This is a genomic window from Burkholderia sp. M6-3 (genome assembly GCF_050858985.1).
Classification (GTDB): domain Bacteria; phylum Pseudomonadota; class Gammaproteobacteria; order Burkholderiales; family Burkholderiaceae; genus Paraburkholderia; species Paraburkholderia caledonica.
Genome location: NZ_CP110091.1, coordinates 2,456,315 through 2,482,280, shown reverse-complemented (window position 1 = coordinate 2,482,280; position 25,966 = coordinate 2,456,315). Strand labels below are relative to the sequence as shown.

At 61.9% G+C, this 25,966-nt stretch carries 26 protein-coding genes and 4 pseudogenes; 14 read left to right on the top strand and 16 right to left on the bottom strand.

Translation table 11 applies throughout. The features are described 5' to 3' along the window. Window positions 1-21 precede the first annotated feature (21 nt). Window positions 22-930: a LysR family transcriptional regulator gene (locus tag OH764_RS28675; protein WP_498849462.1), complete on the bottom strand. Its 909-nt coding sequence runs from the start codon at window positions 928-930 to the stop codon at window positions 22-24. A 75-nt stretch (window positions 931-1,005) separates the two neighbouring features. Here OH764_RS28675 and OH764_RS28670 point away from each other — a divergent pair, with 75 nt between their 5' ends. Together OH764_RS28670 and OH764_RS28665 are read left to right on the top strand one after the other, a co-directional pair. After that, on the top strand, window positions 1,006-1,782 hold the full coding sequence (locus tag OH764_RS28670) for an NAD(P)H-dependent oxidoreductase (RefSeq protein WP_498849461.1): 777 nt from the start codon (window positions 1,006-1,008) through the stop codon (window positions 1,780-1,782). 185 nt (window positions 1,783-1,967) lie between these two features. Beyond that, entirely contained in the window at window positions 1,968-2,810 is an 843-nt protein-coding gene (locus tag OH764_RS28665) for an alpha/beta hydrolase (RefSeq protein WP_498849460.1), read from the top strand. Window positions 2,811-2,883: 73 nt separating this feature from the next. Here OH764_RS28665 and OH764_RS28660 read toward each other — a convergent pair whose 3' ends face one another. The 4 genes and pseudogenes from OH764_RS28660 to OH764_RS28645 all read right to left on the bottom strand — a co-directional run bounded on the left by OH764_RS28660 (window position 2,884) and on the right by OH764_RS28645 (window position 6,580). Then, entirely contained in the window at window positions 2,884-4,176 is a 1,293-nt protein-coding gene (locus tag OH764_RS28660) for an aspartate carbamoyltransferase (RefSeq protein WP_498849459.1), read from the bottom strand. A 316-nt stretch (window positions 4,177-4,492) separates the two neighbouring features. Beyond that, window positions 4,493-4,699 (bottom strand): annotated as a pseudogene (locus OH764_RS28655) (bestrophin-like domain); the annotation flags it as partial. Between the two features lie 27 nt (window positions 4,700-4,726). After that, entirely contained in the window at window positions 4,727-5,590 is an 864-nt protein-coding gene (locus OH764_RS28650; RefSeq protein ID WP_498849458.1) for a class I SAM-dependent methyltransferase, read from the bottom strand. A 96-nt stretch (window positions 5,591-5,686) separates the two neighbouring features. Then, window positions 5,687-6,580 carry an NAD(P)/FAD-dependent oxidoreductase gene (locus OH764_RS28645; protein WP_498849457.1) on the bottom strand — a complete coding sequence of 298 codons (894 nt, stop codon included), beginning with the start codon at window positions 6,578-6,580 and terminating at the stop codon, window positions 5,687-5,689. Between OH764_RS28645 and OH764_RS28640 the strand changes: the two genes are divergently transcribed. The 3 genes and pseudogenes from OH764_RS28640 to OH764_RS28630 all read left to right on the top strand — a co-directional run. Continuing rightward, window positions 6,579-6,764 (top strand): hypothetical protein, encoded by a 186-nt coding sequence (locus OH764_RS28640; protein ID WP_498849456.1) that lies wholly within the window; start codon window positions 6,579-6,581, stop codon window positions 6,762-6,764. The two genes, OH764_RS28645 and OH764_RS28640, sit on opposite strands and share 2 nt — an antisense overlap. 100 nt (window positions 6,765-6,864) lie before the next feature. Then, window positions 6,865-7,497 (top strand): TetR/AcrR family transcriptional regulator, encoded by a 633-nt coding sequence (locus OH764_RS28635; RefSeq protein ID WP_498849455.1) that lies wholly within the window; start codon window positions 6,865-6,867, stop codon window positions 7,495-7,497. Beyond that, window positions 7,488-7,607: pseudogene (locus tag OH764_RS28630) on the top strand (IS5/IS1182 family transposase); the annotation flags it as partial. The gene OH764_RS28635 and the pseudogene OH764_RS28630, both read left to right, overlap by 10 nt. A 183-nt stretch (window positions 7,608-7,790) precedes the next feature. Here the strand turns inward: OH764_RS28630 and OH764_RS28625 are convergent. The 3 genes and pseudogenes from OH764_RS28625 to OH764_RS28615 form a co-directional block, all read right to left on the bottom strand. Continuing rightward, window positions 7,791-7,991: pseudogene (locus OH764_RS28625) on the bottom strand (3-oxoacyl-ACP reductase); the annotation flags it as partial. An 8-nt stretch (window positions 7,992-7,999) separates the two neighbouring features. After that, on the bottom strand, window positions 8,000-8,818 hold the full coding sequence (locus OH764_RS28620; RefSeq protein WP_498849454.1) for a dienelactone hydrolase family protein: 819 nt from the start codon (window positions 8,816-8,818) through the stop codon (window positions 8,000-8,002). A gap of 119 nt (window positions 8,819-8,937) precedes the next feature. Continuing rightward, entirely contained in the window at window positions 8,938-9,138 is a 201-nt protein-coding gene (locus OH764_RS28615; RefSeq protein WP_498849225.1) for a hypothetical protein, read from the bottom strand. Between the two features lie 418 nt (window positions 9,139-9,556). Between OH764_RS28615 and OH764_RS28610 the strand changes: the two genes are divergently transcribed. Together OH764_RS28610 and OH764_RS28605 are read left to right on the top strand one after the other, a co-directional pair. Then, window positions 9,557-9,871, top strand: a complete 315-nt coding sequence (locus OH764_RS28610) for a hypothetical protein (RefSeq protein WP_498849453.1) — start codon at window positions 9,557-9,559, stop codon at window positions 9,869-9,871. Window positions 9,872-9,955: 84 nt separating this feature from the next. After that, complete coding sequence (locus OH764_RS28605) at window positions 9,956-10,720, top strand: peptidoglycan-binding domain-containing protein (protein ID WP_498849452.1); 765 nt, start codon at window positions 9,956-9,958, stop codon at window positions 10,718-10,720. 1 nt (window position 10,721) lies between these two features. Here OH764_RS28605 and OH764_RS28600 read toward each other — a convergent pair. Continuing rightward, window positions 10,722-10,811 (bottom strand): annotated as a pseudogene (locus tag OH764_RS28600) (integrase); the annotation flags it as partial. A gap of 26 nt (window positions 10,812-10,837) precedes the next feature. Further along, on the bottom strand, window positions 10,838-11,254 hold the full coding sequence (locus tag OH764_RS28595; RefSeq protein WP_498849451.1) for a universal stress protein: 417 nt from the start codon (window positions 11,252-11,254) through the stop codon (window positions 10,838-10,840). 478 nt (window positions 11,255-11,732) lie between these two features. On the opposite strand from OH764_RS28595, the gene OH764_RS28590 reads away from it, so the two are divergent. The 5 genes from OH764_RS28590 to OH764_RS28570 all read left to right on the top strand — a co-directional run bounded on the left by OH764_RS28590 (window position 11,733) and on the right by OH764_RS28570 (window position 16,007). Next, a complete protein-coding gene (locus OH764_RS28590; protein WP_498849450.1) occupies window positions 11,733-12,500 on the top strand; it encodes a bestrophin-like domain in 768 nt (255 codons plus the stop codon). Between the two features lie 496 nt (window positions 12,501-12,996). Further along, window positions 12,997-13,896, top strand: a complete 900-nt coding sequence (dapA, locus tag OH764_RS28585; protein ID WP_498849449.1) for a 4-hydroxy-tetrahydrodipicolinate synthase family protein — start codon at window positions 12,997-12,999, stop codon at window positions 13,894-13,896. Window positions 13,897-14,117: 221 nt separating this feature from the next. Then, window positions 14,118-15,095, top strand: a complete 978-nt coding sequence (locus tag OH764_RS28580) for a M23 family metallopeptidase (RefSeq protein WP_498849448.1) — start codon at window positions 14,118-14,120, stop codon at window positions 15,093-15,095. After that, window positions 15,088-15,522 (top strand): hypothetical protein, encoded by a 435-nt coding sequence (locus OH764_RS28575; RefSeq protein WP_498849447.1) that lies wholly within the window; start codon window positions 15,088-15,090, stop codon window positions 15,520-15,522. The genes OH764_RS28580 and OH764_RS28575 overlap by 8 nt, the downstream gene beginning before the upstream one ends. Before the next feature lie 68 nt (window positions 15,523-15,590). Further along, a complete protein-coding gene (locus OH764_RS28570) occupies window positions 15,591-16,007 on the top strand; it encodes a bactofilin family protein (protein ID WP_498849446.1) in 417 nt (138 codons plus the stop codon). Window positions 16,008-16,064: 57 nt separating this feature from the next. On the opposite strand, the gene OH764_RS28565 is transcribed toward OH764_RS28570, so the two are convergent. The 3 genes from OH764_RS28565 to OH764_RS28555 all read right to left on the bottom strand — a co-directional run bounded on the left by OH764_RS28565 (window position 16,065) and on the right by OH764_RS28555 (window position 20,977). Further along, window positions 16,065-18,143 (bottom strand): putative bifunctional diguanylate cyclase/phosphodiesterase, encoded by a 2,079-nt coding sequence (locus OH764_RS28565; protein ID WP_498849445.1) that lies wholly within the window; start codon window positions 18,141-18,143, stop codon window positions 16,065-16,067. A 147-nt stretch (window positions 18,144-18,290) separates the two neighbouring features. Next, window positions 18,291-20,513, bottom strand: coding sequence for a xanthine dehydrogenase family protein molybdopterin-binding subunit (locus OH764_RS28560; protein WP_498849444.1), 2,223 nt, complete (start codon window positions 20,511-20,513; stop codon window positions 18,291-18,293). Window positions 20,514-20,515: 2 nt separating this feature from the next. After that, the gene (locus OH764_RS28555; protein ID WP_020066501.1) at window positions 20,516-20,977 is read right to left on the bottom strand and encodes a (2Fe-2S)-binding protein; all 462 of its coding nucleotides are present in this window, start codon (window positions 20,975-20,977) and stop codon (window positions 20,516-20,518) included. Window positions 20,978-21,162: 185 nt separating this feature from the next. On the opposite strand from OH764_RS28555, the gene OH764_RS28550 reads away from it, so the two are divergent. Then, window positions 21,163-22,107, top strand: coding sequence for an AraC family transcriptional regulator (locus OH764_RS28550; protein WP_498849443.1), 945 nt, complete (start codon window positions 21,163-21,165; stop codon window positions 22,105-22,107). A gap of 24 nt (window positions 22,108-22,131) precedes the next feature. On the opposite strand, the gene OH764_RS28545 is transcribed toward OH764_RS28550, so the two are convergent. Both OH764_RS28545 and oxlT read right to left on the bottom strand, forming a co-directional pair. Next, a complete protein-coding gene (locus OH764_RS28545) occupies window positions 22,132-22,587 on the bottom strand; it encodes a RidA family protein (RefSeq protein ID WP_498849442.1) in 456 nt (151 codons plus the stop codon). A gap of 228 nt (window positions 22,588-22,815) precedes the next feature. Next, window positions 22,816-24,153 (bottom strand): oxalate/formate MFS antiporter, encoded by a 1,338-nt coding sequence (gene oxlT, locus OH764_RS28540; RefSeq protein WP_498849441.1) that lies wholly within the window; start codon window positions 24,151-24,153, stop codon window positions 22,816-22,818. 464 nt (window positions 24,154-24,617) lie between these two features. Between oxlT and OH764_RS28535 the strand changes: the two genes are divergently transcribed. After that, on the top strand, window positions 24,618-25,025 hold the full coding sequence (locus tag OH764_RS28535) for a DUF6632 domain-containing protein (RefSeq protein WP_087753505.1): 408 nt from the start codon (window positions 24,618-24,620) through the stop codon (window positions 25,023-25,025). 66 nt (window positions 25,026-25,091) lie between these two features. Here OH764_RS28535 and ypfJ read toward each other — a convergent pair whose 3' ends face one another. Then, window positions 25,092-25,955 (bottom strand): neutral zinc metallopeptidase, encoded by an 864-nt coding sequence (gene ypfJ, locus OH764_RS28530; protein ID WP_498849440.1) that lies wholly within the window; start codon window positions 25,953-25,955, stop codon window positions 25,092-25,094. Window positions 25,956-25,966: the final 11 nt, after the last annotated feature.

Below are 25,966 nucleotides of genomic sequence, written 5' to 3'. Positions count from 1 at the left end.
ACGTGTTAACGCCACGGCCCTTCAAACGGAATCCGCGATATGCGCTCGCAACCACTGGTGAGCCGGGTCCCGATGCGACCGTTCGTGCCACAGCATCGCCATTTCGTAGCCCGGCACCTCGACGGGCGGCTGGACCACGCATAGTGCGGCGTTGTCGCGGACTAGCCGCTCGGGCACCATCGCCACGAGGTCAGTGTTGGCAAGCGCGGAAATCATGAAGAGAAAGTGCGGTACCGAGAGCACGACTCTGCGCGAGAGGCCGGCTTTGGCGAGGGCTTCGTCGGTCGCGCCGGCGAATCCGCCGCCGTCGGGCGACACGATTACGTGCTCGAACTTCGAGAATTGCGCGAGTGTCGGCCGCCGTTTCAGGCGCGGGTGACCGGCGCGGCCGGCAAGCACGTAGCGCTCGGCGAACAGCACTCTTCCTCGTAAGCCTGCAGGCGCTCCTTCGCTCGTGTGAAAGCCGAGGTCGATCTCGCCCTGTTCGGCCTGCCTTGCGATGCGGGGCGGCGCCGCTTCGACTATGGCGAGCCGTGTGCCGGGCGCCGCCGCGCGCAGGCCCGGCAACGCCGGCAAGATGATGGTCGATTCCGCATAGTCCGTCGCGGCAACGCGCCACGTGTGCGCAGCCTGCGCCGGGTCGAACGGACGCGCCGGCGCCACGGCTTGCTCGAGTGCCTCGAGCGCTTGCCGCAACGGCTCGCGCAGCGCTTCGGCACGGGCCGTCGCACGCATGCCGCGCGGACCGGGCAGCAGCAAGGGATCGCCCAGCAGATCGCGAAGCTTGGCCAGATGCACGCTCACGGAAGGTTGCGAAAAATTCAGCCGCTCAGCCGCGCGCGTCACGTTCAGCTCAGCCAGCAAAACGTCGAGCGTAACGAGAAGGTTCAGGTCCAGTTTGCGGAGATTATTCAAGGTAATACCTGTCATATCAGCAATTCATTTCTAATATACCGCGGCGACGCCTATCGTGTGTTCTTCCAGAGATGAAAGAGGCAAGCGCAAATGAACGTTCTCATTGTTTATGCTCATCCAGAGCCACGGTCGTTGAATGGATCGCTGAAGGAATTTTCCGTCGAGCGCCTGCGCGATGCGGGGCACGCGGTCCAGGTTTCCGATCTGTATGCGATGAACTGGAAGGCGACGCTGGATGCAGGCGATAGCCTCGCTCACGCAACTGGCGATCGCTTCGATCCTTCACGCGCGTCGAAATACGCGTTCGAAAATGGACTGCAAAGCGCGGACATCGCAGCGGAGCAGGCAAAGCTCAAATGGGCGGACGCGGTGATTCTGCAATTTCCGCTGTGGTGGTTTTCAATGCCCGCGATCATGAAGGGCTGGGTAGAGCGGGTCTACGCGTACGGCTTGGCATACGGCGTCGGCGAGCACTCGGACGCGCGCTGGGGCGACCGCTACGGCGAGGGAAACTTCGCCGGGAAACGCGCCATGCTCGTAGTCACGACGGGCGGATGGGAATCGCACTATAGTCCGCGCGGCATCAACGGTCCGATCGACGACGTGTTGTTCCCGATCCAGCACGGCGTACTGTATTACCCCGGCTTCGATGTGCTGCCGCCGTTCGTGGTCCATCGCACGAGCCGCATCGACGAAGAGAAATATGTCGAAGTGCGCAACGCGCTCGGCGAGCGCCTCGACAATCTCTGGAACACGGCGCCGATACCCTTCCGCGCGCAGAACGGCGGCGATTATCGGATTCCGGAGCTTACGTTGAAGGACGACATTGCACCCGGTCGCGAGGGCTTCGGTGTCCACGTCAAATAGTTGCATTGCGCGCGCATGTTCGAAAGCATGCGCTGCGCATCGCGTGATACCAATCTTAGGGTTGACTGAAATTTGGCTGTAAGTCGCCGTTGCTAGAGTCGTCGCTGGATATTGCCGCCCCGTATGGCTTGCGTCGTTGGTACGCCCGCTGGGTTCCCGGACACATAGAAAGGGAGAGCGACAACATGAGTAAGGCGCGTCTTTGCTGGCTGATCGTGATGATGCTTGTCGCCGCTCCGGCATGGGCCTTTCAGTCCCATGTCGTGACGATTCCGAGCGCGGCCATGCACAAGTCGCTGGCAGCGACAGTCGTACTGCCCGACAGCTATGCGCGCGGCAACGCGGCTGACCGCTTTCCGGTCGTCTATCTGCTGCACGGCTCGGGCGGCGACTACACCGACTGGACCGCCAATTCGCCCATCGGCAAACTCGCCGACCGTTACCACGTGATACTCGTGATGCCCGATGGCGGCCGCGAAAGCTGGTATATCGACAGTCCGGTCGACTCGCGCAGCCGTTACACGACTTACGTCGGCACTGAGGTCGTGGCGTACATCGACATGCATTTCCGCACCATTGCAACGAAAGAAGGGCGCGCGATCACCGGCTTGAGCATGGGCGGGTTCGGCGCGCTTCACATTGCGCTGGATCGGCCAGATGAATTCGGGGCGGCGGGAAGCATGAGCGGCGCGGTCGATCCGCGCGGTTGCGAGGACGAACCGGGCATCGACCAGGTGTTCGGCGATCCTGCGAGGCACGCGGACTTCTGGAACGATGAGCCTATCGTCGAGCATGCGCACAGCTTTGCGAGCGCGCACATTGCGCTGATGATCGACTGCGGAATGAACGATTCACTCGTGCAGTCGAACCGGATGCTGCATGCGCGGCTCATCGAACTGGGCGTGCCGCATCATTATGCGGAGCGGCCGGGCGGCCATACGTGGAAGTACTGGGCCAACGCGGTGCAGTATCAGGTGCAGTTCTTTGCAACTACCTTCAGGCGCAACGGCGGCAGCGCGGTAGCCTGACGCGCATGCTTCATGCCGCGTGTTTGCTTGGATTCGATTTTGATTCGGTACCCGAACTAATCTGCGGGTTGCTTCAATCGATGCCGTGAAACACTGCATCATCGGGGCCGAGGTATGCGGGCGGACGCCATGCAGCGTCGCGCATGGAATGTTGCACCAGTTTTTCGACGCCGAGCAGCGCCGCAAAGATCGCCATCCGCACTGGAATGCCGTTATCGGTTTGCCGGAAAATGGCGAGCCGCGAGTCGTGATTGAGATCGACGCTCAGATCGTTCGCGCCCGGCCGGCTGTCGCGCGGGAGCGGGTGCATGATGAGCGTATCGCTGCCACACACGCTGTCCACCAACGCCTGATTGATCTGGAAGTCGGGCGTGTAGCCTTCGAACGATTCGTCGGTGAAGCGCTCTTTTTGAATGCGCGTGGCGTACACCACGTCGGCGCCGCGCAGTCCGGTCGGCAGGTCGTGAGTCTGCTCGATCACATGCCCGTTACGCGAAATCTGCTCGATGATGTAGCCTGGCATTTCCAGCATGGGCGGCGAAATCAGCGTGAACTTGATGCCGCGATATAGAGCCAGCAGCTTGACCAGCGAATGCACGGTGCGCCCGTATTTGAGGTCGCCGACGAGCGCGATATGCGCCCCGTCGACGATCTTGCCGAGCCGCGAAAACTCGCGCTGAATGGTGTAAAGGTCGAGCAACGCCTGGCTCGGATGTTCGCCGGGGCCGTCGCCACCGTTGATCACGGGCACATTGGTCGCGCGCGCAAATTCGGCCACCGAGCCTTGCTCGGGATGACGGATCACGAGTGCGTCGACGTAGCCGCTCATCACGCGGCTCGTGTCGTAGATCGACTCGCCCTTTGCCATGGAAGAAAACGTGAAGCCGGTGGTGTCGCACACCGAACCGCCGAGCCGGCAGAATGCCGCGCCGAAACTCACGCGAGTGCGCGTACTTGCCTCGAAGAAAAGATTGCCGAGGACCGCGCCTTCGAGCACGCGCGAGATTTTGCGGCGCCGTGCGATGGGTTGCATGATGTCCGCGACGCGAAACAACGCCTCCACCGAGTCGCGCGAGAACTGGTCGACCGACAGCAACTGTGGCTTGCCTTCCCACAGCATCTGGCTCGCGAGCGACTGCGAGTCTACGCTTTGCGTATATCTTTCGCCCGGCTCGCCGTGCACGACGATTTCCGACACGAACCGCTCGACGATCTCCGGCATTGCCCGCGATTCCTGCGAGTCGTCGGGCAACAACCACGTATCGAGCGCCCGGCGGGAGACGCCGATGCGGCCCGCGAAGGTCTCGCGGGTCATGTTCAGGCGGCGCATGGCGTCGCGGAGAAAGGCTTGTTGCGGGACGCTCATGAAGGCACCTGTCGGAAAATGGCTGCGTCGGATATACGCGGTGCGTATATTAGTTCGCTTGTCGTAGAAGTCAAGCCATTTTGTCGGTAAGCGGGATTGGTTGGACTAGCGCGCGGTTCGTTAGCCAGCAAGGGGTGGAAGTGCGCGGACTACCGGGAATTGGCAGCGACAGCGAGCAACGCCAGCCGCTATGGCGTGACCGTTGGGTGGGCGACCGGCTCTTCACGACCCTATGCCGATGTCGACACCGCGTTGAATGAGCGGCCGGTGACGAACAAGAAGGAGTCACCAGGCGTCATCGTCTGGATGATTCATGTTACTTCTGCAAGGACTGAGGCAGTCGCGACAGATTCTGTTGCTCTACATGAATGATGCTGCCTCCCGGGCTGTCAATCTCGGAGATGAGCGCCAGAGAAAGTGCAACGGTCACCGGCAGGATCGCGATAAGCAGGCCTCTCCGCAGCGTGCCTTTTGTGCCATACCCTTGGACAACACGTCCAAACATCGCAATGAGGATCATGAGGAGGCTCGTCTCCCCTCTTAATCCCTGTCAGCTTGCCGGATTTCGCGCCATGACGACCCACGCCGCGCCGTTGATCATCACCGCCCCCTCGCCGGGGAGGCTCGCGAAGGCGGCACGAATTGCGGCGGAGGCACGGGCGCGGATGTCGTCGGGCTGACCAGCGAGCGCACGCGACAGCGGGCCGACCTCAAGCGTCATCCTTACTGCGTCGTCGATCGCAGCGTCCCGCGTTTCGCCCTCGCCGAACGGGACGGCCGCGTCGAAGGGCGAGATAACGATTTCGGTGAAACCAGCCGCCGTTAGGATGCGTGCCACGCGCTCCCGGTCACCGAACGAAAACGGGCCGGGCGCTTCGGGATCGGGCAGCGCACTCGGCGGGACGATGCCCTTGAGCGCGCCCACCGGCAGGCGCATCCAATCGTTCTCGGCCGCGCCGCGCCAACAGACGAAAGCGACCCGCCCGCCCGGCCGGAGCGCGCGTCGCATGTGGGCGAACGCTGCTGTCGGATCGTCGAAGAACATCACCCCGAAACGCGAGAACAGGATGTCGAACGCGCCCTCGGGCAGCTCTGCGCTGCTGGCGTCAGCCACCTGAAACAGGGCCGGCGTATCGTGTCGCGCAAGCGCGCGCGCTCGGTCGATCAGCGGTTCGGATATGTCCACGCCCAGTACTTGGCCCCCCGCGCCGACGCGGGTGGCCAGAGCCAGACTCGACGCGCCCGCGCCGCAGCCGATGTCCAGCACGCGCTCACCCGTCGCGGGCGCGGCGGCTTCTATCGCGGCCTGGCCGAACACCGCCACCAGAGCGTCGAGCCGGGCCTGGTTGGCGACCCAGCGCTCCCCGCTTTGACCATTCCAGTCACCCACCTGCTCGGCACTTTGCTTTGCCATGTCATCTCCTTGACTCGACGATACGTCCTTCACCGCGCCGATCTACGCCAACCTTTTCGAAGGCGACGACGCAAAAGGAGAAGGGAATCTGTGCTCTCAAACCACCATTGACTGCTGGGCGAAGATGCCAGCCATTGCGCCCTGCGATGATGCCTGGGTGACCGAGGGCAAGAAGGGCGTGGCGAGGTCGCCGGCGGCGTAAATGCCGGGCATGCTGGTTTGGCGGCGCTCGTCGACCTTGAGGACGATGCCGGTGGGCGTATCGACGGTGGCGAGGCCCAGCGATTCATGCAGGCTCGCGGACGGCTTGTTGCGCGGCTGGGCGAACAGGATGTCGACCGCGACATTGCGGCGGATATCGAGATTGACGGTGGTGATATGGCCGTTGTGATGGGCGATCTCGGCGATCCGGCCATCGACGACAGGTATGTTGCGGCGCGCCAGATCGGCCTGGATATCGGGCGCAATGTCATGACCATCGGCGAAGACGGTCAACTTGTCCGTCCAATCGCGGAACAGCCGGGCAGACTGGTGCGACTGCGGGCCGGACCAGACGAGGCCCCAATGCTGGCCGGCGACTTCAAAGCCGTCGCAATAGGGGCAGGGCACGATGGACGTACCCCAGCTTTCGGCAAAGCCCGGAACATCAGGCATCTGGTCGGCGACGCCATAGCTCAGGATCAGGCGGCGCGCTTTCAGGCTTTCGTGATCGTCAGTAACGACGCAGAAATCGTCGATGGCGCCAGACACGCTCTCGGCCCGGGCATTGACGAGGCTGATCGTTGGATAGCGCGCCAGTTGCTGCCGCGCCTCGACCAGGATGTCCAGCGGCGGCTTGTGATCGTGGCCGAGCAGACCATGCGAGTGGCCGGCAAAGGGGTTGCGCGGCCGGCCAGTATCGAGAACGATGACCTTGCGGCGGGCACGGCCGAGCTGCAGGGCGGCGGCGAGGCCGGCGAAGCTGCCGCCGATGATGATGACGTCATCCATGGTGATGGGCTCCGTGTTGTGGATGGAGGGTGGGCTGGGCGTGGTGTGCAATATCGTCCGGCGATACGCGCTCGAGACGGCCGGCGGGCAGGGCTTCGGCATCGGCGAGAAAGTCGCCCATCACTGTGTTGACCGGTTGGACAATGGCGCATTCGATATCGCCGGGCGGCCCGGGGAAACCTGATTTGGACAACCGGGTGAAACCTTCCCTTGGCTTGCACATTTAAGATACTGCGTGGTATCGTAGTGCGGGAATTTGAATACTGTCAAGTACTGGAATTGCCGTGACCGAAAACAGCCAGGGCCGGCGCGGCCGGCCCGCCAACGAGGCGCTTCGCCAAACGATAGTCGACGCCGCCTGCGAACTCTTTGTGGAATTGGGGTTTCAAGCGACGACCATGGACAAAGTCGCGCAGCGGGCGAAGATATCCAAGCTCAGCATCTATCGGCACTTCGAGAACAAGGAGGCGCTGTTCAGCGCGGCCATGGCGGCCCACTGCCAGCAGTTTGCACCGCAGACCCTTACCGAAGGCATCGACGGTTCGGCTGAAGATCAGCTCATGGCGGTGGGATCATCGCTGCTTCGCACGCTATTGAGTCCGGACGTCCGCAGTGTCGAAGCCATGGTTTTGGCCGACAAGACGAATCAGAAGTCGTTAAGCAAGCTCCATTACGAAGCCGGGCCCGCCCATGTCATCGCCCAAATCGAGGTCGTGCTGCGTCAGTTGCACGCGAAAGCGATTCTGAACGTACCCGATGCTCACCGGTCCGCCCGCTTGTTTGGCGCGCTCTTCAAAGGATGCGATCTGCTGCTTATCGCACGCTTCGATGAGGCGAGGGCAATTGACGACAACGAAATCGAGTCCTATTGCCGGTCGGCCGTCGCCTTGTTCATCGCCGCGCACGCTCGCATCTAAAGGTGCGCTATCGCGGACTGATGAAGAACACGCAGCAATCGCATACGCTGTTCGCCCTGAGCAACCTATGGATGATGCGTGGACGACTGATGGACGAGACCATTGCATGAGCGCAAAAGCCGCCCGCCCGGACAGGCCGTCGTCTGAATGTCAGAATCGCACGAAGCACGAATGACACTTCATGGCCGCAGGTACTCATCCGAGTGCAGCGAGAACTGACCCATCGACCCATCGGTCGTCCCGACCTCCCGATCGTGATTGCGTCTACATCCGAAATCACTTGAGGTGATGCGTCATCCCCTCCCGACAAACGGCATTTTCGTCGCCATCGCGGTGTGAAAAAGCGCATTCGCGTCAAGAGGCAAGTTCGCCATATACGCCACCGAGCGACCGACGATCTCTGCGTCGATCAGCGGTTCCGCGGCCATATCCCCGTTGGCCTGCGAAATCCCGCGCGCCATATGCTCGGCAAGCGCACTGTGCGCATTGCCCACATATGGGGTCACGCCTGAAGACGCTGTTTCAAAAACTCAAGCACCTGATCGCGGACTTTGAGGGTCGGCTCTCCCTCTTTGTCAATCAAATTCTGCGTGAGTACGCTATGAGGCGATGGCACATACTTGGCCACGAATGGCGCGACATCCTTATTCGCCACCTCGTCCGGCAGCACGATGCCTTCAAAATGCTCGCCCAATGCATTCTGGTAGGCAGTAAACCTGGCAGCAGTACACAGCGGGTCGTCACGGAAGCGCAGCCCAACTACTTTCAGGCCTTCCCGATCCAGTCTGGAACGCACCTGGCTCAATTCTTCAGGCGAAATTTCCAAACCACCTGGGTCGTTGAGCGGCAAGGCCGGCTGCGCCAACACGGGCGCGATGAGCGCTGAGTCAAGCATCATTGTCAACGCGAAATTTCCCGTGAAGCACATGCCGACCGCACCAACGCCCGGCCCGCCGCACTCAGCGTGCGCGTGTCTAGCCAACGCGCGTACCCAGTGCGTCACCTTGCTTGAGCGCCCGGATTGCATAGCGCTGAACTCGGCACTAATACAGAGGCGTTGCAGCACCGCTGCCCCCTCGTCAGCGTCAACCACTGCCCCATCGCGGCCGAACAATGAGGGCATATATACGCGGAACCCTGCATCCCTGACCCAACGGGCAAAACGGGCGACAGGAGGACTAATGCCCGGCACTTCCGGCATCACGATAACCGCAGGTCCTGCACCCGCCAGATACACTTTCTTGCTGTCACCCTCAAATTCAAACTGCAAAGTTGAGAAATCCTCCAAGGGATCATCGACACTGACATCGCGCGTATTCATGCACAACTCCTTCATGCCAGTTGTGCGCGCTGAAGACCAGAGCTTGCGCGCTTCGAACTCTTGCCTAACGGGCTGCAACTAATATAGTGCAGGCGCGTTCGAAAAGGGTAAGTTATTGGTTAAGTGGCGTGCGTGGACACGTCGTCACCTGGCACAAAACTGCGAATCGGTCTGCCACAATCGGCCACGGCCGAGCCATAGCCACTGGACTCATCCATGCGCTCGCGGCGATCAACGTCGGCGATGAACTGTTTATCGACTACGGTCTTGTCATTGATGGCGAGATCACCGACGACGTTTGGACACAGTACGCCTGTCATTGCGGCGCTTCCGGCTGCCGTCAATCGATGATCGGCGCAACCCGCATGACTTTCAGCAAAGCCCGTCGTGGCGCTAATGCGCCATCGGACGGATGGTCGTCCGCATAATCAACGCATGGAGTGTTCGGAGCAAGCCCCGACCTTGAATGCCTCGTGTCGACCCCGTTGCGGTCGGTCGAGTCATTGCGTTTCCGTGGGTGGGTTTCAGGGTGGAGCGGTCATTTCCCCTAGTCTATATTCCCAGCGGGACCTACTCTCTATCGTGGGACTGAAATGTGCGGTGCCACACATACGTCGGACGTCGAATGCCTATGCTTTCGTATGATGCCCTCAGCGATGGGGGCGCAGCCGCGCGAGCTCCTTGCAAATGATTCGCTGCGCGTGATTCCGTTGTCCGGCCTGCGGAGGGAATGGTCACATGATTACTCCGATATTGCAGAGCGTCCAGCAAGCATGCAGTGATTTTTCGAGCTACACCGGCGTTCAAGTCAGCCCACAAGCCGCCGAACTCATGGCTGAGGTAATCAGCCTGATCACTGAGGATCCGCATCCTGGTTGGCAAGTACCAGGAGCAAACGTCGAGAGGTTGACGCAAGCTTACGAGGTGGCCGTACCGTTTTTTCTGTACCAGATACTCAAGCAGATGAACTCGGATAGAGGGATTACTGCGTTCGATACTGTGCACTGGTTGGCAACCAATCTTGATCAATTCATTTGTGTGATCAAGAAATAGCGGCTTCACTAAAACGCTCCAATGTCATCGCCTTCGCCGTCACCATCGCCAGGCGCACCCGATCCTCCGCCGAGCCCATGGACAGTGCTCAGCGAGTTTTCAAAGGGCATCGTGACGCTTTCTAGCGCGATTTTTGCGCTCACAGCGACGTTCTCTGGCAATCTCCTGGGCAAGCCTAACGGTTCTATTTACCTCTGGATTTTGCTGCTCTCGTGGGCGTGCCTCGCCTTTTCCATTTGGAGTGCGGCGACCTGCCATGCGTTTCTCGTCAATTATCTAAGGGATGACACGGACGTAGTGAGCCGGGGCCGGGCGATATGGCGAGCAAACGCGTCGCACATCACGATGTTGCTCGGTCTCCTGCTGTTTGCCGCTTTCGCCATTTTTTGCCTGAGTGACAAACCGGTAGAAATGCTCGACGCGCGCGGAGCTGCCAGCAAGACCGTGGGTGCGGCGATCGATATGTACAAGCGCCCAGCATCGGATTTCGCGCTGCACGCAGCGAACTGGGCGGAACGCACAAAGACGTACAACGTGACATTGGATCAGGAATCCAGGTCACGCCGCCTTTACTTCGAGATTGACGCATCCAATGGACACGTAGTTCAAAGCTCCGCTCAGGAGATGGCGAAAACCGTGGTTCATCGAGATTCCTTCGAGGCACAGCTTCAACTTTTCAGACAGGGCTATAAGCCTGGACCAATCGACGGTGTAATCGGAAAGAGAACAACGGCGGCAATCGTCCGGTTCCAGGCCGATCATGCCCTTCCAACGAGCGGGATGCTGGACCAGGCCACATGGGCCGCACTCTATCCGGTCGACGCTTCGTCGCAGAGCAGGGCTCCTTAATCGCAGCATCGTCCAGTCCGATTGACACGACCCATCGATGCACGATGCGAGCGTGCTGGCGCGTCGACGCGTGCAGCCGACTCGGCAACAAAATAATCCGCGGGCTTGAGCCAGCTATCAGTGCAGCATCGTGATGGGTTTGGGGCTCAGGCGCCACAATCTGGCAAGCATTCCCCATCGTCGAAAAAATCCAAGACCACTTGCATCGAGGACCACAACGTCAGCGCCGTTGGTTGCGGCATACGTTGCAATCGTCTTTTCAGGGGGACCAAAAATGCGCTTCCACGTATAGGGTACGCCTGCGTCGTCCAGCACCGCGCACGTTCGCGTCAAGGCGTCGCGCATTGATAGTTTCTCGCGCCGGCGCAACGCCGAGGGCGACTGAAACGCAACCGTGCGGCCATACCCGACTTCTTCCAACACCTCGATCAACTCGACTTGCGCCACGCATTTCTCGGCAAACAGAAACGCAGCGTGTCGCGCAGCTTCGACCGCGCCTGCCTGGCAAAGCACGGGAATGAGCAGTTTTAACATCGTCAACCTCGATTGCAGCACCATCGCCTGGTGTCAATTTCAGCACGTCGAGTGTCAAGACAACGAAAAGCCACGGGTCCCACGCATAAAAATGTCATTAAAGTCGTGTGAACGAAATCCAGGCTTCGGCGATGAGGTGGAAATGCATGTCGGTTCGTGATCGCCATACTCCTGAAACAACTGACAGTGCGAGAGGCGTAAGTACTTCGGAATATTCTAGACGCCACTGCTGCGCTGCCAGGCGGGTTACGCCGACTGGCGCATGTGATCAGGCCGGCCTAAATTCGCAGTACCGGCAGGCGTTCGTGGCGCCAGGTCGAAGGTTTGGCGATCCACGTTTCCCGAGGTTCACGAACTGCTGTTCACGCGCTGCCGCCGGCGGCGCCGCAACGGGGTTGGCATTGAAGCGGAATTCGTCATCCGGGGCGTAAACGGCCAACTCCTCGAAAGCGAACTACATATCCCAAAGGAGCGATCCATGCAGCAGCTGGTGAGACACCCACTTGTCCTCTTTGTTATCTCTTTCGCGCTGATGTCGATTGCGGCCCGGCTGGGTAGCGGCATTCTGCGCTCGCGGATACAAATCGACGAAGACACGCGTGACGACTTCAAGATCGTTCAGTCCGCAACGCTGACTCTCCTCGCGCTGGTAATTGGATTTAGTCTGTCCATGGCAGTGGGCCGCTATGACCAGCGAAAAAACCTCGAAGAGGAAGAAGCCAACGCGATCGGAACTGAGTTCGTCCGCGCTGACCTGCTGGCCGACCGCGAGGCGGCCGTTGTCCGTTCGCTCTTCGTGCAGTATCTCGCATTGCGTGTCGACTTTTACCAGACCCGCGACCTTCAACGTGTCCAGCAAATCGATACCGCGACTGCGGACCTGCAGGCCAAACTGTGGACTGCAGCCAAGGCCGGCGCCGTTAAACAGCCGAGCCCGCTTAGCGCCCTTGCCATCGCGGGCATGAACGATGTGATCAACACTCAAGGCTACACGCAGGCGGCATGGTGGAACCGAATTCCAGTGGCCGCATGGATATTAATGATCGTCATTGGCCTGTTCAGCAATCTGCTAGTAGGCTATGGCGTCAAAAATGCAAACGCCAAAAACCGCTTCCTCGTGATCATGCCTTTGACAGTGTCTCTCTCGTTTCTGCTGATCGCAGATATCGATAGTCCGCGGAACGGCATCATTCGGATTGTGCCGCAAAACCTCATTAGCACCGCGCAATCACTCCCGAAACCGTAATGCCCAAAAACAGGACTATTGCACCCGAACGCATGTCAATTTGCTGCAACGTCAAGTCGGATACCAGACCGTCCGAGCGCCTGACAACAACCGGTTTGTCGCGACAAATGACGCCGCAAAGAGGCTTAGCCCAACCTGTTCCGTTTCGCTGCAATTTTAAGACGTGCTTTGCCAATCCGCCGCTGGCGCGGTTACACTGCGCTTCATGCGCCTTCGCCAAATACTCCGACTCTGCTCGTCGACCGCAACCCGGTCCGCTTTCGCAAGCGTCGGGAATGCACGCGCGCGCCGTTCGCTGGTTGCCTCGCAAAACGGCGGGCAGTTGAGCCGTGAGTTCAGCGTTAAAGCCAAAAAACAGCCGCTCATCTGACCGGAGCAAGCTGTTCCGTCAGATGCGACGGAACGGCGGATCAAGCGCTTCAGCGGTCCTTCCTGTCTTTCTCCTTCGCACGCTGCCGGAATCGATACGGTCGCTCATCGACGTAAGAGGAAAGACATGTCCATTTTTTCGGGTATCTGGGTTCCGCTCATCACGCCTTTCGCCGACGCCGCGGTCGATCACGCCGCGCTGCGCGCGCTCGTGCGCCGCTATGCCGACGTGGGCATAGCCGGGATTGTCGCGTTAGGCACGACCGGAGAGCCGGCTGCGCTCAGCGCTGCAGAGCAGGACGCCGTGCTCGCGACGATCCTCGACGCGGCGCAAGCGGGCGGCGTGCGCGCCGATGCAAGCACCGATGTCAAGCCGGCATTGCCCGTGATCGTCGGCGTATCCGGCAATAACACGCAAAGCATGCGCGAGCGCATCGCGCAGTTGAATTCGCTGCCGATTGCCGGCGTGCTGATGGCCGCGCCTTATTACATCAGGCCGTCGCAGGCGGGCATCGTCGGCCACTTCACGGCGCTTGCCGATGCGAGCGAAAAGCCAGTCGTGCTCTACGACATTCCGTATCGAACCGGTGTGCGGCTCGAACTGGACACACTGATGACGCTTGCCGCGCATCCGCGCATTCAGGCGGTAAAAGATTGCGCGGGTTCGCTCGACACCACGCTCGCGCTGATCCGCGACGGTCGTTTGCAAGTGCTTGCAGGCGAAGACATGCAGATGTTCAACACAATGTGCCTTGGCGGCAGCGGAGCGATTGCCGCATCCGCGCATGTGCAGCCCGAGCGGTTCGTCGCGCTGTATCGCGCGCTCGCGGCCGGCGCGCTGGAGGAAGCGCGTCACATTTTCCACGCGCTCGCGCCGCTGATCGACGCGCTGTTCGCGGAACCGAATCCCGCGCCGGTGAAAGCGATGCTCGCGTCGCAAGGCCTGATACGCGACGAACTTCGCCTGCCGATGACGCGCGCGAGCGAAAACCTGGTGGAGCGCCTCGCCGCATTGGAGACGGCCTGAACGGAGCGAGCCGCCGCGGACCGCGTATTTGAGATGCTTCTTGCGACGGCAAGGCGATAATCGGCGCCCTCTATCGATTACCGCCGCCGGCATCTGCCCGGTGGATGCCGAATGCAGTCAGTTGAGTTCGTCCGTTTCATGTCCGCTTCACATACGACGCTAGCGCGGAATGCTCGGCGCCATGCGCGCATTGTGCTTATTTCACGGCGGGGGAAGCGCTGATGTCGTCGGTGTTACGCGCACGCACGCGGCTCGCTAGCGGTTCCGTCGGCCTCGTCACCCGCCGTTTTGCGTTGACGCGCGCGCTCGGCGCCGCCAGTGCGGCCGCGGTTCTTGCTCTGGTTGCGGGTATCGCAGTCGGCGTGCGCTGGTCCGCGCGCGATGCGTCTGGAATGCAAACCGCGAACCGCATCGAGCGCGATTATGCGATCGACCAGCTCGGTAAGCTCAATGCGTCAATGGCGCAGATCGAGCCGCGCATCGCGCGTCTCAGCGCGCAAGTCGGTGCGTTGCGGGACTTCGAAGCGCGTCTGAATACACCGCGCTCGGCGCCGGTTGCGCAGGGCGCGCCGGTTCCTGCATCGCCCGCTTCGGGCGGCGATCGCGACGCAACCGATAGCGAAGGCGAGGGCGGTCCGTCTCTGCCGCCGCGCCGGTGTGGCAGCGTCATGCGGCATCTGGGTGCGCGCGCGGATGCAAAAGACACCGGCGAGCAGATCGATTGCATGGCCGCCACGCTGCGTGCGCTCGAACGGCAGACCGCCGCGCACGCCATGGCCTATGCTGCGTTTCCCGGCCGCATGGCCGCCGACGGTGCGCGTTTCGGTTCGCCGTTCGGCAACCGCGTCGATCCCTTCACGCATCGGCTGAGTTTTCATCCGGGTCTCGACCTGGTTGCCAGAACCGGCGTGCCGATACTGGCGGCGGCGGGCGGCCGCGTGGTGCTCGCGGGCGAGAAGTCCGGCTATGGCAAAGCGGTCGAAATAGATCATGGGAACGGACTCATGACGCGCTATGGCCACGCTTCGCGCATCGTCGTGCATGTCGGCGATCTGGTGCTGCCGCGCCAATATATTGCGGACGTCGGATCGACCGGACGCTCGACGGGTCCGCATCTGCACTTCGAAGTGCTGGTCAACGGCGCGCCCGTCGATCCCGCAGCCTATCTCGCGCTTTTCGCCCCTGCTTCTCATGGTTGATCCCACTCTTTCGCGCCATGCCGACGCTCTGACGCGTCGCGCTTACACGCTTGCGCCGGTGCGCTCTCTGCGTTTTCGCATCGCCGTATGGGCGGTGGTTTGCGCGCTCAGTGCGCTCGCCGGCGGAGCGGGCGTGGTCATCGGCGAGACGCGCGGCAGCGGTAGGCCGCTTACGCAATGCCCTCCGGCCTCCGACGATCAGCGCGCAGAGCAGATCGAGCTGGCCCGCGCGCGCCTTGCTTTGGCGCAGGAGTCGGCGGCGCGCGCGGCGATACAGAAAACGGCCGATAGCGCCGCTGCCGACGTCGCGCGGCTCAACGAAGAATTGCAGTTCCTGCGCGGCCAGAAGAGAAGCGCGCCGCCCATGCAGACACTCGGGCAGCCTGTCAGGCAGCCACTCGCGCAGACCGCCACGTCTCGCCGCTAGGCGCGACTAGGCGCCGACGCGGCATCGACATGATCCACGCGACACACCTCTACATTTCCGGAGTACTTATGTTCAGCAAGAAAAAAGCCGCGGGCATCCAGCAAACGAAGCTCGCCACACTGATCGCGCACGACGTGCGCATCGCGGGCGATCTTCAGTTTACCGACGGACTACGCCTCGACGGTCACGTGAAGGGCAACGTCAGCGGCGAGCCCGGCGGCCAGACGCTGCTCGTGCTGAGCGACCGGGGATCGATTGAAGGAAACGTGCACGGTTACGACGTGATGATCAACGGCAAGATAGTCGGCGACGTGATTGCCGATCATTTCGTCGAGTTGCAGGTCAATGCGCATGTAACGGGCAACATCTACTATCAGCAATTGCGCATGGATTGCGGCGCGACGGTGGACGGCAAGCTCACGCGGCACGACGCAGCTCAGGCGGCAGTACCGCTTACATCGATAGCCGACGTCGCGCGTGACTGAATCTGATCGCACCTACGGAAGCAACCGGCGCTGCGCTGGTTGCCCCGGTTGCGCCGATCAGCAGACCTCCGCCGTCGCCGCGGTTCCCCGCAGCAAATCGCCGAAGTCGTCAGCCGTCAGCGGCTTGCCGAGCAGGAAGCCTTGCATCTCGTCGCACCGCATCGCCTTGAGCATGTGCAGTTGCGACTCGGTTTCGACGCCTTCGGCCACCACATCCATTTCGAGCGAATGCGCGAGTGCGATGATCGCCGAGACGATCGCGCTGCCTTCGGCGCCGTGCGCATCGAGACCGTTGGTGAAGAAGCGGTCGATCTTCAGTTGCTTCACGCGAAACCGTTGCAGATACGCGAGGCTGGAATAGCCGGTGCCGAAATCGTCGATTGCTATTTCGAAGCCGCTTGCCTGAAATTCCCGAAGCATGTCGATGGTTCGCGGCGCGTCATGCATTGCCACCGTTTCCGTGATCTCGAACATGATCTGTTCGCATCCGACGCCCTCTGCCTTCACGATATCGAGCATGGTCGGCACGAGATCCGCCTGCAATAGCTGGCGCGGTGACAGATTGATCGCGACCTTGACCGGCGGCAGGCCTTGCGCAGCCCAGCGGCGAATCTGCCGGCAGGCTTCGCGCAATACCCAGTAGCCGATCTGCACGATCTGCCCGGAGCGTTCTGCAATCGGAATGAATTCGAGCGGCGCAACCGTGCCGAGTTGCGGATGGTGCAAACGGATCAGTGCTTCAGCACCGGCCAGCGACTCGCTCTTGCCGTCGAATTTGGGCTGGAAGTGCAACGTGAAATGACGCTCGGCCAACGCCTCGCGCAACGCGTTCTGAATCTGCAGCGTGCGGGTCGCGGCTTCGTTCATACTCCGTTCGAAGAAGCGGTAGGTGCTGCGGCCGGCGCGCTTCGCTTCGTACATCGCGGCGTCCGCATGCTTGAGCAGCGTGTCGACCGTGTCGCCGTCCTCGGGAAACAATGCAATGCCGATGCTCGGCATCACCTGAAGCGGTTGCGAGTCGGCCCATGTATCGCGCCGCATGCGCTCGAGCACTCCTTCGGCGAGCGCGGCCGCGTCGTTGCGCGAAGCCATGTTCTCCGACAGCACCACGAATTCGTCGCCGCCGAGGCGCGCGACGGTGTCGCCGGCGCGCACGCACACCAGCAGGCGTTGTGCGAACGCGGACAGTACCTGGTCGCCGGCCGAGTGGCCGAGCGAGTCGTTGATCGTCTTGAAACCGTCCAGATCCATGAAGAGGATCGCGAAGAGCGAGCGTTGCCGGCGCGAGGCATGAATCGCTCGCTCGATGCGATCGGTGAGCGTGGCGCGGTTCGGCAGTCCGGTCAGCGTGTCGAGCGTGGCGAGACGCAGAATCTGCCCGTTGAGTTTCGACACCGCGCCGACCAGGAAGCTCGTGCGCGCATCGAAACGCGACAGCAACAACGTGACGATCAGTATCGCGAACGTGAACAGGATCACCGAAGTGGCGAGCCATGCGGCATTCACGCCGGCCGCCGCGCCGCAGATCGCGTCTGGCGCGAACTCGGCGGCGGCCATGCCGGCGTAATGCATGCCGCTGATCGCGACGCCCATTACGAGGGCCGCGCCGAAGCGCTTGCGCAGTACGTGCCGTGCGTCGTCGTTACTGAGCGCGCGCGCCATCCACAGCGCGGCCGTTGAAGCGCCCACGGCAACAGCGAGCGAAGCAGCGAACCACGCCGGTCGGTAGCCGATGGCGGGCGACATGCGCAAAGCGGCCATACCACTGTAGTGCATGCCTGCGATGCCTGCGCCCATGAAGGCGCCGCCTGCCAGCAGTCGCGTGGCTGTAATCCGAGCCTGAGTGGTGAGGTACAGCGCGAGATACGACGCGCCCATAGCCAGTGCGAGTGAATAGGTCGTGTCCGCGAAATCGTAGCCGAGCGGAATCGGCAGCGAAAATGCCAGCATGGCCACGAAGTGCATCGACCAGATGCCGACGCCGAGTGCCGCCGCGCCGCCCATGCGCCAGACGTGCCGCAACCGCGGCGACGCCAGCACGAAGATGCGGCCCGTGAGATCGAGTGCCGTGTACGACGCGAGCGTCGCCACGACAAACGACATTGCCACTAGCCAAGGGTTGTATGAGCTCTGCATGTGAAGTCCAACCGCAACGGAAAAGCGGCTGAACCTGTTATCGACACATTGGGACGTTTATTTAATTATTTTCAATATGTTAGTCACGGTGTCGTGCTCTGGCCGCGAGGCTTCCGGCCGAAAAACCGGTCGCCTCGCGAGTGCCTGTCAGACGGTTTTTCCCGCAGCGGCCGGGAACGGCAAATCGTAAAGCCGTTTGCCCGTGGCTGCAAAGATCGCGTTGGCAACCGCCGGCCCGACCGGCGCGACACCGGGCTCGCCGACGCCCGTCGGTGCTTCGCCCGACTGCACGATATGCACCTCGACCTTCGGCATTTCGGCGATTCGCAGCACCTGATAAGAGTCGAAATTGTTCTGCTCGACCTTGCCGTCTTTCAACGTAATAGCGCTGTGCAACGCCGCGCCGAGGCCAAAACCGATCCCGCCTTCCATCTGCGCCGCGATCACGTCCGGATTGATCGGCGTGCCGCAATCCACTGCACAGACAACGCGCTCCACTTTCACATTACCGTCCTGATCGACGGAAACCTCGGCCACTTGCGCAACAAATGTCTTGAACGCTTCAGCGACGGCGATGCCGCGCCCGCGGCCCTTGGGCAACGGTTTGGCAGGGTCCCAGCCGGCTTTCTGCGCGGCGAGTTCGAGCACGGCACGCATGCGCGGTTCGTGCGCGAGCAGATCGCGGCGGAAAGCGAACGGGTCCTTGCCTGCGGCGTGCGCGGCTTCGTCGATGAACGCCTCGACCGCAAATGCCGTATGCGAGCTGCCGACCACGCGCCACCACAGCACCGGCACACCGGTCTGGGTGGTCGTCAGTTCGACCGAGATGTTCGGAATCGCGTAGGCGAGGTTGGCGGCGCCCTCGACCGAGGTCGCGTCGATCCCGTTTTTCACCATGACGCTCGCGAACGGCGTGTCGCCGAGGATCGACTGACCGACGATCCGGTGCCGCCAGCCGACGAGCTTGCCGTCCGCTGTCAGCCCTGCGTCCAGCTTGTGGAAATACATGGGCCGATACAGGCCGCCGTGGATGTCGTCTTCGCGGGTCCATTGCAGCTTGACCGGCGTGCCGTTCGCGCCCAGCGCCCGAGCGATCGACACGGCCTCGACGATATAGTCCGAGCGCGTATTCGCACGCCGGCCGAAGCTGCCGCCCGCATACAGCGTGTGAATTTTCACCTGCTGCGGATCGAGCCCGGCCGTGCGCGCGGCATTCGCCTGGTCGACGGTCTGGAACTGATCGCCGGCCCAGATCTCACAGCTGTTGGCCGTGAGCTTGACGACGGCGTCGAGCGGTTCCATCGGCGCGTGAGCGAGATACGGGAACGAGTACGATGCGGAGATTTTCTTCGTCGCGCCCGAGAGCGCCTGCTCCGCGTTGCCGTCCTTGCGGGCGGATGCGCCCGGCTGCTCGGCGAGCCGCCGGTATTCGGCCATGATGGCGTCCGAGCTGCGCTTTTCCGCCTTCGAATCGTCCCATTCGACCTTCAGCGCATCGCGGCCCTGTTTCGCCGCCCAGAAGCCCTTTGCGACCACCGCCACACCGCCCGGCACCTGCACGACCGACACGACGCCGGGCACTGCCTTGGCCGCCGATGCATCGAACGACTTGACCGTCGCGCCGAAGAGCGGCGGACGCTGCAGCAGCGCGACCAGCATGCCGGGAAACGTGACGTCGAGCGTGAACTGCGCGGTGCCGTCGGTTTTCGGCGGCACGTCGACGCGCGGCAACTGATGGCCGATCAAACGGAAATCCTTCGGCGATTTGAGCGCGACCTTTTGCGGCACCGGCAGCCGTGCAGCGGCCGACGCGAGCGAGCCGTAGGTTGCGCTGCGGTTCGTGGCCGCGTGATGCACGCTGCCGTCGCGCGTCACGAGTTCCGTTGCGGGCACCTGCCATTGCGCGGCGGCGGCCGAGACCAGCATTGCACGCGCTGTCGCTCCCGCTTCGCGCAGTTGCATCCACGAGTTCGCCATTGCCGAGCTGCCGCCCGTGCCCTGCATCGTGCCGAAGGCCAGATTCGCATAGCGCTTGGCGTCGGCGGGCGCGCTTTCGACACGTACGTCCTGCCAGTTCGCGTCCAGTTCTTCGGCGACGATCGTCGCGATACCGGTGTAAGCGCCTTGGCCCATCTCGACGTGCTTCGCGATGACGGTCACGCTGTTGTCCGGCGCGACCCGCAGAAAGGCGTTGGGTGCAAACGTCGCGTCGGGCGCCGTGGCAGCGACCGCGCGGCGGCCCATGCCGGCCCACTCGAAGCCGATAGTGAGGCCGATGTTCGCGCCGACGGCGGCCACGGCGCCGGCTGCTTTGAGGAAGGTCCGGCGCGACGGGCGCACTGCGTCGGTGAGATCAGATCCGGTCGTCATGGTCAGGCCTTCAGGGTAGCGGCGGCTTCGTGGATGGCCGCGCGTATGCGGGAGTAAGTTGCGCAGCGGCACAGATTGCCGTTCATCGCAGCGTCGATGTCCGCGTCGGTGGGCGTGGCGTTGTGTTCGAGCAAGGCTGTGGCCGACATGATCTGTCCGGACTGGCAGTATCCGCACTGCGGCACCTGCAACTTCACCCATGCCGCCTGGATGGCCTTCGCAGGCCGGCTTTCGATACCTTCGATGGTCGTGATGCGCTTGCCCGCGACGGCGGCGAGCGGCAGCACGCACGAACGCGTGGCCTCGCCTTCGAGATGAACCGTGCAGGCGCCGCATTGCGCCATGCCGCAGCCGAACTTGGTGCCGTGCAGGCCGGCGTTCTCGCGAATTGCCCAGAGGAGCGGCGTGGTGGGATCGGCGTCGAGCGTGACGTTCTTGCCGTTCAGGACAAAGGATGTGGACATGGAACCTCTCCGTGGGGAAAGCCCGAACTTGGCGCCGGGTGTACGCGGCAGTGTGAACGACAGCGGGGCATTCTGCTTACACAATCCTGCAAAAATATTGAACAATTCTGCAAATCCAGCAAGCCGGAGGTGGCAGTCCGGCAGCGGTTGAGTATGCTCGCTTCCGTCAACGGAGTTCAATGCACATGAATCTGGTTTCTTCCGGGATGGATCCCTCGGCGTCGCGCGAAGCGGCACGCCGCGAGCTGGCCGCGCTCGTCAGCCGGTTCGCCCCAGTCGACGGCGCGCATCAGACGGCAATTCCCTCGCTCGCTTTCTACCGATACTCGGCACCCGCCGATCTCGGCTGCGGCGTGACGAACTCCGCGTTCGTGTTCGCGGCGCAAGGGGCCAAGCGGGTCGTGGTCGCGGGGCAGGCTTACGACTACGATCATCTGCATTGCCTCGTGACGTCCGTCGATCTGCCGATGACATCGCAGGTCACGCGAGCGTCGTCCGAAGCGCCTTATTTGTGCGTGAAGCTCACGCTCGATCCGCAGGCCATCGCGGAACTGGCGACGCAGTTGTGTCTGCCGGAACCGGGGGCCGTGTCGGCGGGCGAGGGCATCGCGGTGGGCTCGCTGTCGGCACCGGTTTTCGACGCGGCGCTGCGACTCGTGCGATTGCTCGATACTCCGGATGACATTCCGGTTCTCGCGCCGCTCATCGAAAAGGAACTGCTCTACCGGTTGATGACGAGCGAGCAGGGCAAGCGGCTCAGGCACATTGCCGTGAATGGGAGTCAGACCTACCGGATCGCGCGCGCGATCGAGTGGATCCAGAATCACTACACCGAGATCTTGCGGGTCGAGATGCTGGCGCAAGAGGTGAACATGAGCGTGTCGTCGTTCCATCATCACTTCAAGAACGTCACGACGCTGAGTCCGCTGCAGTATCAGAAGCAACTGCGGCTTCACGAAGCCCGCAAACTGCTGCTTGGACAGAAGGGCGATGTCGGGTCGGTGGCTGTCAGGGTCGGGTATGACAGCCCCTCGCAGTTCAGCCGCGAATATAGCCGGCTGTTCGGGGCGCCTCCGCTTCGCGATGTGGTGCAGTTAAGGCGCCGCAACGGCGTGGGATATGGCGAGTAGTTTCTCGGGCGTGCCGGCTCATGTTCAGCCCTTCAACTCGAAGATGCTGTCGATCTCGACGGGGATGCCCATTGGCAACGTGTGCACGCCAAGGGCGCTACGCGCTGGAAGCTTGCTCTGACCAAACAACGTGAGCAGAAGATCACTCGCGCCATTGGCCACTTGGGGATGCTGCGTGAACGATTGTTCAGCACGCACGTAGACAGTCAGCCGGCTGCATCTGTCTACGTTGTCGAGCCCGCACGCCTGATCGACGCAGGCGAGGATCATCAGCATGGTCAGACGTGCCGCGTGCTGTGCTCTTTCGACCGACATGTCGCCGCCGACGATGCCGACCATCGGCTTGCCATCCTCGAACGGGCCGAGACCGGACACATAGAGCTGATTGCCTGAAACGGATACCGTTCGATAGGAGCCGAGCGGGTTGATCGGCGGCGGCAACTGGAGCCCCAACTGCGCGAGGCGTTCGGATACGTTCATGGATGGCTCACGGTAATGTGGAACGACGATAGAGGCGGCTACAAGTTGCGCTTCGCTGTTCGTCGAACGTCGGGCGACAACATGCCTCTTTCGGTGAACACCTGCAGCCAGTCATTTATTCCCGCTCCTGTTCAACTATTCGGTCGAGCGGATCGGGAAATCGCACTCCCGCATTCCCGGGCACGCAGTCGCCGCTATGCGGCGATGCAGCCATTCGATTAAGACTGGTCAACCGCCGTCGGCCGAGACGCGCGCCGATTCGCTTATCAATGGGCCGCTATAGGTGCTCTCGCTCGCCGGACTCGCGTGACGCGCCGCATGCGCGCGGCGCATTGGCTTCAGCACCAGGAGCGCGAGCAGCGCGGAGGCTGCCGCCATGCCGGACGCAAGCATGAAGACGGCATGCCAGCTGCCGGTTGCCGCCGTAATGACGCTGGTGAACGGCACGAGCAGCGCAGCCGTGCCTTTTACCGTATAGAGCAGGCCCGCATTCGTAGCCGCGAATTTCGGTCCATACGTATCGCCGCACGTCGCGGGGAACAGGCTGTAGATCTCGCCCCACGCAAAAAACACGATACCGGTCAGCACGACGAACGCCACCGGACTCTGGCCGTATTTCGACAGTGCCAGAATGCCGACCGCTTCGATCGCGAATGCGATGAACATCGTATTTTCACGTCCGATGCGATCCGAAATCCAGCCGAAAAACGGCCGCGTCAAACCGTTCAGCACACGATCGATCGTCAATGCGAACGTCAGCGCCGGCAATGTCAACCCGAGTAACGAAACTGGAGAGTCGTGCAGGCCGAAGTCCTTTGCGATCGGTCCGAGTTGCGCGGTGGCCATCAGGCCGCCCGCAGCCATCATCACGAACATCAGGTACATGACCCAGAACACCGGCGAGCTGACCACTTCGCGCGGCGTGGCGTTGTAGACCACGCGTTTGATCGTGCTTTTTGCGGTGGCGAGCAGACTGGCCGGCGGCGCGAGCAAGGCGAGCCCGAGCAGGACAACGATGATGCCCTGGCCGAGGCCGAACGACAGGAAGGTCGCTTCGTACCCGCTGCTCTTGATCATGTTGGAGATCGGAATCACGGTGGCCGCGGACCCCGCACCGAAACCGGCTGCCGTGATCCCCGCTGCAAGGCCGCGACGATTGGGAAACCACTTGAGCGCATTGCCCACGCAAGTGCCGTAGACCGCGCCCGCGCCGACGCCGCCTATCGCCGCCGCGATGTAGAGCAAGGGCAGCGACGACGCCATCGAGTTCAGCACCCACGCAATTCCGCATAGCAGGCCGCCCCCGACTACAACGGGACGCGGCCCGTACTTGTCGACCAGATAACCCTCAACGGGCACCAGCCATGTTTCGGTGACAACGAAGATGGTGAACGCGACCTGAATCGCCGCGCGACCCCATTGATATTTTTCGTTGATCGGATTGACGAACAAGGTCCAGCCGTACTGCATGTTGGCGATCATCGCCATGCAGATCACACCGAATACGAGTTGCACCCACGGTGACGCTGTCCACGACGACGCTCCTTCCTGATGATCCGTTTTCATCACTGTCTCCTTTGGCATGCCTTGTCTTTTGATTGCGGTAGGTGGCACCCCGACCGACCTTTAGACGTCGTGAAAGCGTTGGTCGAACCCATACAGTATGTGATATATCAAGTAAGTCAAGCGAAAGAAACACTAGTCTCGTAACGCGACTTTTCCTGATATGAAAGGTAAATGAAGGAGTTTTGGCGACTCATGCGTATGAGTCAAAAAAAGCCCGCCGGCAACGCCGGCGGGCAGAGGGCATGCGGCAAGACAAGGCTGTTCGCCGCACTCCTGCTTTTATAGATGAAAGTATTCTGTAATGTTAGTTTTTTGTTTGTAGGGATTTCGATAATGCGCGACGCTCGCCGGACGCGGTAGGAAGCTCGGTGCAAACGCGTCCATCTACGAGGCGCGAGGCACTGCGCTCACCACGCGCGCGGAGTATCGTGGTCGATGCACGCGCCGCACTCCGGAGACCCGCAATGAACGAAGCTCAACGACTCGCCGCCTTGCGTATCGTCCTGATCGTCGTAGGTCTGATCGCCCTGTTCGCGTTCGGGCCGCTCATGATCCTGTGGCCGTCCGGTTGGGCATGGCATAGCGGTCATTCCGACTATCCGCTGATGATGGTCGGCATCTACGCGACGCTCGGCGTGTTCCTGCTAAGGGCGTCGCGCGATCCGCTCAAACATCTGAGCCTGATCTGGTTCACGGTATGGTCGAGCGTCGTACACGGCGCAATCATGGCCGTGCAGTCTTTTGGCGTCGAGATGGACGGGGCGCGCCATCTCGGCCATCTGGCGGGCGATGTGCCCGCGCTGTTCATTGTCGCCGCAGTGCTCGCTGTGTTGACGCCGCGCGGCGACAAAGCGCGCGCGCTGCTGGCTTGACACTGTAGCCGCTTATGTAGCCACTCACCGCGCTACACGCGACGCCACCCCGACATCACAGCTACATCACAACGACTGCGCTGAGAACGTATCGCACTGACGGACATCGCCTGTCGTGAGGCCGCGTCGCAGCCACCGCTGCCGCTGCTCGCTGGTGCCGTGCGTAAAGGCCTCGGGCACGACGCGTCCCTGCGATTGCCGCTGCAACCGGTCGTCGCCGATCGCGCCTGCTGCGGTCAGCCCCTGCTCGAAGTCGCCCGGTTCCATCAGCTTGGCATTCAACTGCTGCGCGACCGCTGCCCACACGCCGGCAAAACAATCCGCCTGCAATTCGAGCCGCACGGACAGCGCATTGGCGCGCGTCGGCGACATGCGCGCACGCGCCGCTTCGTACTTGTCCGAGATACCCACCACGTTCTGTATGTGATGCCCGACCTCGTGCGCGATGACATACGCCTGCGCGAAGTCGCCGCCCGCGCCGAAGCGCTCGCGCAGCTCGCGGTAAAACGACAAGTCGATATAAACGGTGCGGTCGGGCGGACAGTAGAACGGCCCCATCGCGGACTGTCCCGTGCCGCATGCCGTGGGCGTGGCGTCGCTGAAGAGCACGAGCTTCGGCGCCGGATAGTCCTGATTCAACTGCGTGCGAAAGATATGCTGCCAGGTGCGTTCGGTGTTGCCGAGCACGCGGCGCACGAAGTGACTGCCGGCATCTTCGGCGGGCGGTGCGTTTGTCGTCGCACTGCGCTGTGGCGCGTTGCCTTGCAGCACTTGCGCGCCGTTGATAATCGTCATCGGATTGATGCCGAAGAAGTACGACGCGGCCAGTGCGATCACAATCGTCCCAATGCCGATGCCGCCGCCCATCCGCATGCCGCCGCCTCGCCGGTCTTCGACGTTCTCGCTTTCTACTTCATCATCGAGGCGCATGTGCTTTCTCC

Bases quoted from the DNA above. Each gene is read 5' to 3' on its own strand.
- ypfJ (WP_498849440.1), bottom strand. From the start codon at position 25,955: ATGCGCCTCGATGATGAAGTAGAAAGCGAGAACGTCGAAGACCGGCGA.
- OH764_RS28670 (WP_498849461.1), top strand. From the start codon at position 1,006: ATGAACGTTCTCATTGTTTATGCTCATCCAGAGCCACGGTCGTTGAAT.
- OH764_RS28560 (WP_498849444.1), bottom strand. From the start codon at position 20,513: ATGACGACCGGATCTGATCTCACCGACGCAGTGCGCCCGTCGCGCCGG.
- OH764_RS28675 (WP_498849462.1), bottom strand. From the start codon at position 930: ATGACAGGTATTACCTTGAATAATCTCCGCAAACTGGACCTGAACCTT.
- OH764_RS28645 (WP_498849457.1), bottom strand. From the start codon at position 6,580: ATGGATGACGTCATCATCATCGGCGGCAGCTTCGCCGGCCTCGCCGCC.
- OH764_RS28650 (WP_498849458.1), bottom strand. From the start codon at position 5,590: ATGGCAAAGCAAAGTGCCGAGCAGGTGGGTGACTGGAATGGTCAAAGC.
- OH764_RS28535 (WP_087753505.1), top strand. From the start codon at position 24,618: ATGAACGAAGCTCAACGACTCGCCGCCTTGCGTATCGTCCTGATCGTC.
- OH764_RS28555 (WP_020066501.1), bottom strand. From the start codon at position 20,977: ATGTCCACATCCTTTGTCCTGAACGGCAAGAACGTCACGCTCGACGCC.
- OH764_RS28545 (WP_498849442.1), bottom strand. From the start codon at position 22,587: ATGAACGTATCCGAACGCCTCGCGCAGTTGGGGCTCCAGTTGCCGCCG.
- OH764_RS28570 (WP_498849446.1), top strand. From the start codon at position 15,591: ATGTTCAGCAAGAAAAAAGCCGCGGGCATCCAGCAAACGAAGCTCGCC.
- OH764_RS28640 (WP_498849456.1), top strand. From the start codon at position 6,579: ATGGTGATGGGCTCCGTGTTGTGGATGGAGGGTGGGCTGGGCGTGGTG.
- oxlT (WP_498849441.1), bottom strand. From the start codon at position 24,153: ATGAAAACGGATCATCAGGAAGGAGCGTCGTCGTGGACAGCGTCACCG.
- OH764_RS28565 (WP_498849445.1), bottom strand. From the start codon at position 18,143: ATGCAGAGCTCATACAACCCTTGGCTAGTGGCAATGTCGTTTGTCGTG.
- OH764_RS28595 (WP_498849451.1), bottom strand. From the start codon at position 11,254: ATGTTAAAACTGCTCATTCCCGTGCTTTGCCAGGCAGGCGCGGTCGAA.
- dapA (WP_498849449.1), top strand. From the start codon at position 12,997: ATGTCCATTTTTTCGGGTATCTGGGTTCCGCTCATCACGCCTTTCGCC.
- OH764_RS28620 (WP_498849454.1), bottom strand. From the start codon at position 8,818: ATGAATACGCGCGATGTCAGTGTCGATGATCCCTTGGAGGATTTCTCA.
- OH764_RS28550 (WP_498849443.1), top strand. From the start codon at position 21,163: ATGAATCTGGTTTCTTCCGGGATGGATCCCTCGGCGTCGCGCGAAGCG.
- OH764_RS28580 (WP_498849448.1), top strand. From the start codon at position 14,118: ATGTCGTCGGTGTTACGCGCACGCACGCGGCTCGCTAGCGGTTCCGTC.
- OH764_RS28615 (WP_498849225.1), bottom strand. From the start codon at position 9,138: ATGACAGGCGTACTGTGTCCAAACGTCGTCGGTGATCTCGCCATCAAT.
- OH764_RS28575 (WP_498849447.1), top strand. From the start codon at position 15,088: ATGGTTGATCCCACTCTTTCGCGCCATGCCGACGCTCTGACGCGTCGC.
- OH764_RS28660 (WP_498849459.1), bottom strand. From the start codon at position 4,176: ATGAGCGTCCCGCAACAAGCCTTTCTCCGCGACGCCATGCGCCGCCTG.
- OH764_RS28590 (WP_498849450.1), top strand. From the start codon at position 11,733: ATGCAGCAGCTGGTGAGACACCCACTTGTCCTCTTTGTTATCTCTTTC.
- OH764_RS28610 (WP_498849453.1), top strand. From the start codon at position 9,557: ATGATTACTCCGATATTGCAGAGCGTCCAGCAAGCATGCAGTGATTTT.
- OH764_RS28665 (WP_498849460.1), top strand. From the start codon at position 1,968: ATGAGTAAGGCGCGTCTTTGCTGGCTGATCGTGATGATGCTTGTCGCC.